The following is a 4,531-nucleotide window of genomic DNA, read 5'->3' as shown; positions in this document are numbered from 1 at the left end:
TTGTGCTCCGTGATGTGTATAACAGCCAGGGAGTATATTTCATAATTTATCTTGATAGCAATAGCAACTCATGTGATTTAAATCAAGGTTTTACATTTTATAGATGATGATACCCACATAAATTATGCGCTTAAATTGATATTTAAAAATATCACTAGTCATGACACTATAACTAGTTGTAAACAAGTTTATTCATACTTTATAATTACCCTCGCAATTAATTGCATATGATTTTTAATATTAATTACTGCCTTCTATAACTAGGTTTTTATCAGAGTAACCTATAAAAGGTTACTCTGACTCAAACCCCAAATATATCACTATTTTTCCCAGATCCAACTCATTTACTTAACCTGTGAACAAGGAGTGTTTAAGCGCTCAAACTTAGTAGGCTTATCCTCTTTATTATGTAATTCAAGAGCATAGTTAATTTTGCATTGTTGGGCTGATGATTCACCCCACTTAATCATCAAGGTGCCGCTGTTATCTAAACCGCGTGCAAGTACACGACCACCTTGTCCAACGATGCCAACAATATTGCCATTATCGGCAATAACTTCACTACCAAAGGGAACACTTATGTCTTGACTAAACTCCAAATCGATGAGGACAACTCTTCCTTTATTAGCAGTTTCAAATTTAGCAATCACCACAGCGCCAGCACTTGGAGTGACTTGTTCACTGGTTGATTTCAGCTCAATTTCGGTCGACATATTGTGTGGATCTATATCTATTTGATTACGACGATAGGGATCTAAGTACGGCATAATGGCATAACCGTCGTCATCTATCGCTACACTTGGGTATGAGGAAAGGGAGGCACCAACAGCATCAGGTGCTTCAATTATCCCGAAAGTATCGCTTACTTGCTGTCCAAAGGTAACGCCACCAGCATGAGCAACCACTGCACCTCTTGCACCCAAAGAGACTTGATGATAACCAGAACTGTAACCCACTGAACCATTAAGAGTACCGTAAGATCCATGTACGTTTCCGTAAAAGTCTACAGAAGGATTATGATTACGCTCTTCTTTGGAAATACTTGATCCCCAGTTATATTGATTGTTTTTTCCAGAGGTACCATTGATTGCAGTACGAATACTATTATTCTCATTGGAAAAATTAACGTTCGATGTTGCACTGACACTCGCGCCTAATGGAATAGATAGCGTAGCGTAAATTTGATCAGAATCAGAACCATATTCATCCGATGTGCGCATTGCTGCAATAGAATAGTTAAAATACCGAGTGCTACTGGAGAAACCAACTTGAAACTGAGTTGTAGAATTAGAGTTATCCCAATAATCCTGTGTTCCACCAGTGAAATACATAGATCCTATACTGCCCAATGATTGATTCAACGTAACTTGGATGCTACTACGCTGACGTTTTGGCATCATCCAATAACCTTGATCAAACGAGCTATAAAATAATCCATTCATAGTGTCATCAAAATCAAACGGATTATTTTCTACTTGGTGTTCATCATTCGCAACTGCCATTGCATCTTGTAGATTGTAATAACCGTTGGTGGAATAACGATATGCAGCAACAGAAACTGAACTCCCCATTTTTGGCAAAGATTTACTAAAAGACAAGCGCACACTTTGACCGCTAGACGTTTTATTGTCTGCTATTTTCTCATGTGTAGGCACTTCTGTAGAGGCATGGGCAATATCTAAACCGAACGCACCAATACCTGTATTCATGGCCACCCCCACTAAGGGTGAAAAGTAACCGTCGGCAGCTAATACACCAGTGTAGGCAGTAAACAAATTACTCAAGCCGTGCTCATAGGTCAGTTGACCTACAATGGGTTTATCATTACTACTATAAAAGCCACTACGATATTGTCCAATTGCCGCACTATATCTATGAGCACCAGGGCGTAACATGCGCACAACTGCTGAATATGGAACTGAAAAAGTTCGGCTCTGACCGTTAGCCTCAGTCACTATGACTTCAAGATCGCCGCCATAACCTGAAGGATATAGATCGTCAATTTCAAATGGACCTGGTGCCACAGTGGATTCATATATAGTGTATCCGGCTTGACGAATAGTCACTTTAGCATTGCTATTGGCAACGCCACGCACTACCGGCGCATAGCCTGTTTGTGAATCTGGCAACATACGTTCATCGCTTGCTAACTGAATCCCACGTAATGAGAAAGTATCAAATATATTTCCACTGGTAGAAGAATCACCTAATGTTAACTGTGAGCTAAAAGGCTCAATATCACGCTGAGCATAAAGTGCTCGATTCTCCCAGTTACGGTTATCATCATTCCAATCTAATGACGATTTCGATCTTAAACGCCAGTCCCCTAAATTCACTCCACCGTCTAGGCTTAAAAAGTGTTGAGTACCAAATTGTTGTGCGGAACTGTAATAGCTGGTGTAGCCATAATTAAGCATGCCAGCCGTTACACCACGATCCCATTCTGATGGATCAACATATCCCCGCACATTTCGCCTTAAGCTTAACTGAGGTATGCTCAGATCTAAACGAAGTTCACTAGGATCAAAAAGTACTGATGCTGAGGGAATATTCGTTTGAAGGTCAACACAAGCATGCTTATCTTTGATATCAACATCTTGTAGTTGGAGTGTGTCAATGCCAAAACGGTCAAGCAATTCAATACTCAAACATGGCTCAGCATTTTGCATTCCAGGCCGAACCTTGAACAAAACTTCCTCGCGCCCCACAGCAACTTCATTAAGATAAATATCGCTCAAGTAACGCCCAGGTAATATGCTATTACCTTTAGAAAATCGGCTAAGATCAGCAGAATCTGTTCCTCCTTGAAGAAAAGAGGCATCGAACTCTTCTTCAGCATGTACTCCCTGAGCAACAACTAAATATAAAGTAACTAGAACTGAATAAGGAATAAGACAGCATCGTTCGCTCGCATTGTTGCGACTATTACGTGAGGGTGATTTAGTCATCATGTGAATCCGATTCGAAATAAAAGGGTATGCATCACTTATTTACAATAGTGACAGCACTACTTCCTTGTATATTGTTAAACCAATTTAATTAGTTACTTGACAAGTGAATATGAATGCTCTCGTATTGCACCATAATCATCGATAGATTTAAATTTAACTTCTTTTGTTTCATTGGATATGGCATTAACAGGTATATTTAACTTACCACCTGGAGCAACCATTCCATCACCAACAATATGAGCATGACTACCCGTCGATAATGCAACCTCACTCATAGAGACATGATAAGAGCTTGGGTTTGTGCATTCTAAAACCCAACTGGCATCTCCTTTAATCAAATTCCAAACTAATTGTTGAGGCGCTTCAACTTGAGAGCCTTTAATATCATTAGGCCGAAAAAATACTTTAATTCGAGTTCTCAAAGCAACTTGTATAATATTTTTATCGGAAGATGTATCCGCTTTAGGTGGAATTTCCTGCACATTGAGATAAAACACAGATTCATGTTCCTTCGGCAAAGTATCCCCTGTATATATTAGCCTTAAGGTTTGCCCTTTATTAGAGTCAATCCGTGAAATTGGTGGCATAAGAATAAAGGGAGATTTAATTAAACTCGAAGATGTGTCTAAGTCACCATCATCAATCCAAGATTGCACTACTAAAGGTTGCTGGCCTGTATTAGTTAACTTAACATTTGCCTCACCTTCGCTCTCTTCATAAACCACACGGGTATTACTAAGTACGATCGAGGCATTAGCAGAAGAGGCAATAACACCTCCCATGATCAATACACTCATTGCCAAGTAATGCACTAAAAACGGTTTCATATCACGTTCTCTAGATGGGGGTTAAAGGGGAGGATGACCTCCCCCTTCGTACAAGCCTAACTTACTGGTATACGATACTGTAAGTTACAGCGCTATTTGCAGTACCTGGTGTAGCAGCATTTGTTGCGTAGTAACCTACTTGGTAGGACAACACTGCGCCACCAGCGTCAAGAGGTGTGCCAGTTACCGTACTGTTATCGCCAATCTTGATAGGTGAACTGTCACTGTTGCGCAATTGTAGTTGAACGTTTTCTGCAACACCGGCAGTGCCCGCGCCAATTAAATTCAGACGACCACTCACTAAGTCTGTATTTGGACCGACTTCAAAGCCTGCTTTTACTGTCGACGCAGCAGAACAGCTACTCAGAGTAATATTAAAAGGCTTGAATCCAGCAGTTTCGCCTTGTGCTGCAAGTGCGTGAGTACTTGCTGTATCCAAAGTCACAGCCACATCCCCATTAGCTCCACTACCTTTTACTGTGCAAGTCGTGCCAGTAATTTCACCAGTGATATTAATGTTGCCATCTGCAGCAAAAGCATTGCTGGTAAGTAAACTCGAAGCAGCAACAATCCCAGTTAATGCGAAAGAGTAAATTTTATTTTTCATAGTAATGTTCCATTTAATTGCTGTAACTCAGGCTAATTCGCCCGTATTTTTGTCATCTTGATGTGCATTAATTACGACATACATTCGACGACAGCAATTATGATTCGGAATTAATATTTAATATATTGCACGAAAACCTATTATTC

3 protein-coding genes are annotated in these 4,531 nt (G+C 40.1%); all 3 read right to left on the bottom strand.

Annotated features, from left to right (window positions below):
• Window positions 1-344: 344 nt before the first annotated feature.
• Window positions 345-2,948 carry a fimbria/pilus outer membrane usher protein gene (locus KFE26_RS23385; RefSeq protein ID WP_212601896.1) on the bottom strand — a complete coding sequence of 868 codons (2,604 nt, stop codon included), beginning with the start codon at window positions 2,946-2,948 and terminating at the stop codon, window positions 345-347.
• Between the two features lie 95 nt (window positions 2,949-3,043).
• Window positions 3,044-3,778 (bottom strand): molecular chaperone, encoded by a 735-nt coding sequence (locus KFE26_RS23380; protein ID WP_212601895.1) that lies wholly within the window; start codon window positions 3,776-3,778, stop codon window positions 3,044-3,046.
• Window positions 3,779-3,839: 61 nt separating this feature from the next.
• Entirely contained in the window at window positions 3,840-4,385 is a 546-nt protein-coding gene (locus tag KFE26_RS23375; protein ID WP_212601894.1) for a fimbrial protein, read from the bottom strand.
• Window positions 4,386-4,531 lie beyond the last annotated feature (146 nt).

The organism is Shewanella sp. M16, assembly GCF_018224605.1.
Classification (GTDB): Bacteria; Pseudomonadota; Gammaproteobacteria; order Enterobacterales; family Shewanellaceae; genus Shewanella; species Shewanella oncorhynchi.
The sequence above is the reverse complement of the archived record's forward strand: the minus strand, read 5'-3'. Positions and strand labels throughout refer to the sequence as shown.